We start from the raw sequence: 3,675 nt of genomic DNA, 5'->3' as shown, positions 1-3,675 counted from the left end.
AAAGTTCTTAATTATGGGGCTTTTGCTAAATTAGAAGAATATCAGGGCAAAGAAGCTTTTATTCATATTTCTGAAGTATCTTCTGGTTGGGTTAAAAATATCAGAGACCACGTAAGGGAAAATCAAAAAATCGTTTGTCGTGTTTTGAGGGTTAACCCTAAAAAGGGGCATGTTGACGCTTCCTTAAAAAGAATCCGTGAAGATCAAAGAACTAAAAAAATCCAACATTGGAAAATTGAACAAAAAGCTGAAAAATTCTTGGAATTGTCTGCTAAATCATTAGATAAGACTTTGGATGAAGCATATGATGAAGTGGGTTATGAGTTAATGGACATCTTCGGTGATGTTTATGGAGCTTTTGAAGCTGCTTCTGATGAAGGTGCTGAATCTTTAACTGAAGAAGGAATCCCTCAGGATTGGGCTGATGCCATTACTGAAGTGGCTAAAAAGAATATTACTCCTCCTGAAGTTCACATTAATGGTTATGTAGATATTGAAACTTTTGTACCTGATGGTGTAGACATTATCATTTCAGCCCTTAAGGCAGCTGAAGATAACGGGGACGAAGAAGAGGAAATCAAAGTCCAATGTGTTGGAGCACCAAGATACAGAATCACTGTTAAATCCACTGATTATATTTTAGCAGAAAAAACTCTTAAAGCAGCAGCTGAGAGATGCATCGCAGTTGTTGAAGAATCCGGCGGTAACGGTTCATTTTTAAGAGAGTTAGATTAATTAGATTTATATGAATATGAAAATGAATAAATGTCCGGAATGCGGAATTTATACTTTAAAAGATGCTTGCCCTAAATGTGGAGGACCGCTTAAAGTAATTTATCCTCCTAAATTTTCTGTAGAGGATAAATACGGTAAATATAGACGTATATTAAAAAAAGAGGCAATGAATAAGGAGTAATACAATGAATACTGCAGAAATTACTGTTTTAGAAGAAGTTGAATTGAACAATCCTATTTTCATAGAAGCGTTACCAGGACTTGGACATGTGGGTAAACTGGCTGCAGATCATATGATTGATGAATTGGGAGCCACCAAGTTTGCCGAAATTCATTCTCCAACTTTCCCTCCTCAAGTTCTTGTAAAAGAGGAAGGAATTATTGAGAACATGTTCAATGAGCTATACTACCTGAAAGGTGTTGGCGAGGATGATTTGGATTTAATCATTCTTGTGGGCAATACTCAAGCTTTATCTCCTGAAGGACAATATCTGGTTTGCAAAGAGATTTTGGATTTTGTCTGTGATTTTGATATTGACAGAATTTTCACATTGGGTGGAATGGTTACTTCTCCACAGCCTGTTGAAAATCCTAAGGTATTTGGGGCAGCTACCTGTGAAGCTAATGTTGAATTGCTGAAGGAAGCTGAAGTTGAAATAAGGTCCAATGATGGTGGAATCGTTGGGGCTTCCGGATTATTCTTAGGTTTGGGCGTTCGCAGAGGAATCGAAGGGTCTTGCCTTATGGGTGAAACTCCTGGTTATTTCATAGATGCGGAAGCTGCCGAAGCTTTACTGTTAAAGTTAGCCCATTTGCTTAATTTTGAAATCAATACTGATAAATTAGATGAAAGAGCTGAGGAAACCAGACAAATGATTGCTAAAGCTCAACAGATGGAACAGGATATGATTAATAAGGCAAATGCCGGAAACGCAGATGATTTAAGATATATTGGATAATTAATCCAATATTCATTTACTTTTTTTTTATGAATGTAATTGTCATTCCCGATACTTCGATGATTGTAATTCCATTGATTGAAAAGAATGGACACACTTACTTATCCCCTAGCAATTTCTCCCGCTATGACAATATGGACATTTGCGAAGGGAACCTGACTTTTGATAACCTGATTACAAAATATTCATCAAGTGAACTTCCGTCAGGTGTTAAATCAAGATTATTTTTGTTTTCTAAAGTGATTGACAGGGCAGATGCTGCAATAATCATTGGAAAGCGTCCCCGAAATTATGAAAAGCTTTACAGTCCATTGAATGATTTGATACTTTTCGGAGGTAATGCCTGCAACAATGCACACAGCCTCTTTGTCAAGATTGTCAATGATTTGGATATTCCGACATTGAAGCTTGCTTTTCCAACTACTCAAGAGGAAATCATTTCATTGATTGATAAGACTAACTCTTTTTTACAAAATTTAAGTTCAACTGATGAGATTGGTGTTGATTTAAGGCCCAGAAAAGATAAATATCCGATTTCTCAACTTAAAAAAATATTAAATAATAATAGTTTCTAACACTTAATCATGTTAGTAAATGCCGATTTTCACATTCACAGCTGTTTTTCAATGGCATCATCAAAGGATATGCTGATTAAGAATATGGCTCCCAAATCAAAATTGAAGGGTTTGCAGCTTTTAGGAACCGGTGATGGACTTCATCCGAAGTGGCTGGATATCATTGATGAAAGTACGGAGTATTCGGGTGATGGAATTTATACCTATGATGATATGGATTTTGTTTTGACAACTGAAGTTGAAGGAAAAAGTAGAATCCACCATCTAATCATCATTCCTGATTTGGACATTGCCCGTGAGATGTCTGAGAAGTTGCCTTCAAATAACAAGAATGCTGATGGAAGGCCTAAAACAAAGCTTGGAGGAGCTGAACTGTTGGATTTTGCTCATGACTATGGCTGTTTGATTGGTCCTGCACATGCATTCACTCCCTGGACCGGAATGTATAAGTCACATGACAGCATTTATGACTGTTACCAAAGTGCTCCTGATTTTGTTGAATTGGGTCTGTCTGCAGACACTTTAATGGCAGATACGGTTTCAGAGCTTAAGGATTTTGTTTTTTTAACTAATTCTGATGCTCACTCTCCATGGCCACATAGGTTAGGCCGTGAATTTAATCAGATAGAATTGGAGGACATTTCATATTCTTCAATCAAAAAGGCATTTAAAAACAAGGATGTTAAAGCCAACTATGGGTTGGTGCCTAATTTGGGAAAATATCACATGACCGCATGCACAAAGTGCCATAAACTAATCGATCCTTTGGATGCTCGTGAAAATAGGATGAAATGTTCGTGCGGAGGCACAATCAAAAAGGGTGTCGATTTTAGAATATCCGAGATATCAGATTTGGACAAGCCAGTTCATCCCAGTTTTAGGCCTAAATATGTTCATCTGATGCCTTTAGCCGAGATAATCTCTTCTGTTTATGATAAGGGAGTTACTACAAAGTTTGTACAGGGGATTTGGCAAAGGCTGATTGATAATTTCGGTACTGAAATTAATGTTTTAATAGATGTTTCATTGGATGAGATTAGAAAGGTTGATGGAAATGTTGCTTTGGCAATTGAATCCTTTAGAAATAATACGATTAAGGTCATCCCGGGTGGGGGTGGCCAATATGGTCAAATATTGTTTAGAAAAGAAGAAAAAAAGTCTAAAGTCATTACTTTAGACAGTTTTTAATAGCGGACTTGGAGGGATTTGAACCCTCGATCTTAAGATTAGGAGTCTTACGCCCTTCCAGACTAGGCTACAAGCCCATTAAATTAACAAGTCATTAAAAATAATTTTCATAGAAAAAGAAATTATAAGGACGGACCCGCCGGGATTTGAACCCGGGGTCTTCGGATTAGAAGTCCGACGCCCTATCCAGCTAGGCTACGGGCCCTTACATATAGCAA

5 protein-coding genes and 2 tRNA genes are annotated in these 3,675 nt (G+C 37.3%); 5 read left to right on the top strand and 2 right to left on the bottom strand.

All coding sequences use genetic code 11. The features are described 5' to 3' along the window. The 5 genes from ACJMML_RS07425 to ACJMML_RS07405 form a co-directional block, all read left to right on the top strand. A partial coding sequence (locus ACJMML_RS07425; RefSeq protein WP_405306700.1) for a translation initiation factor IF-2 subunit alpha occupies positions 1 to 735 on the top strand: 735 nt, incomplete at its 5' end. Between the two features lie 10 nt (positions 736 to 745). Next, positions 746 to 916, top strand: coding sequence for an RNA-protein complex protein Nop10 (locus ACJMML_RS07420; protein ID WP_292602259.1), 171 nt, complete (start codon positions 746 to 748; stop codon positions 914 to 916). 4 nt (positions 917 to 920) lie between these two features. Beyond that, complete coding sequence (locus ACJMML_RS07415; RefSeq protein WP_405306699.1) at positions 921 to 1,694, top strand: proteasome assembly chaperone family protein; 774 nt, start codon at positions 921 to 923, stop codon at positions 1,692 to 1,694. A 29-nt stretch (positions 1,695 to 1,723) separates the two neighbouring features. Then, on the top strand, positions 1,724 to 2,269 hold the full coding sequence (locus ACJMML_RS07410) for a DUF2112 family protein (protein ID WP_405306698.1): 546 nt from the start codon (positions 1,724 to 1,726) through the stop codon (positions 2,267 to 2,269). Positions 2,270 to 2,278: 9 nt separating this feature from the next. Continuing rightward, positions 2,279 to 3,457: a TIGR00375 family protein gene (locus ACJMML_RS07405; RefSeq protein WP_405306697.1), complete on the top strand. Its 1,179-nt coding sequence runs from the start codon at positions 2,279 to 2,281 to the stop codon at positions 3,455 to 3,457. Between the two features lie 3 nt (positions 3,458 to 3,460). Here the strand turns inward: ACJMML_RS07405 and ACJMML_RS07400 are convergent. Beyond that, a tRNA-Arg gene (locus tag ACJMML_RS07400) sits at positions 3,461 to 3,534 on the bottom strand. A gap of 54 nt (positions 3,535 to 3,588) precedes the next feature. Continuing rightward, positions 3,589 to 3,662: transfer RNA gene (locus tag ACJMML_RS07395), tRNA-Arg, on the bottom strand. Between the last annotated feature and the right edge of the window lie 13 nt (positions 3,663 to 3,675).

The organism is Methanobrevibacter sp., assembly GCF_045130115.1.
GTDB lineage: Archaea > Methanobacteriota > Methanobacteria > Methanobacteriales > Methanobacteriaceae > Methanocatella.
The sequence above is the reverse complement of the archived record's forward strand: the minus strand, read 5'-3'. Positions and strand labels throughout refer to the sequence as shown.

Excerpts from the sequence above, each read along its gene's own strand:
- ACJMML_RS07420 (WP_292602259.1), top strand. The coding sequence starts at position 746 with ATGAATATGAAAATGAATAAATGTCCGGAATGCGGAATTTATACTTTA.
- ACJMML_RS07415 (WP_405306699.1), top strand. The coding sequence starts at position 921 with ATGAATACTGCAGAAATTACTGTTTTAGAAGAAGTTGAATTGAACAAT.
- ACJMML_RS07410 (WP_405306698.1), top strand. The coding sequence starts at position 1,724 with ATGAATGTAATTGTCATTCCCGATACTTCGATGATTGTAATTCCATTG.
- ACJMML_RS07405 (WP_405306697.1), top strand. The coding sequence starts at position 2,279 with ATGTTAGTAAATGCCGATTTTCACATTCACAGCTGTTTTTCAATGGCA.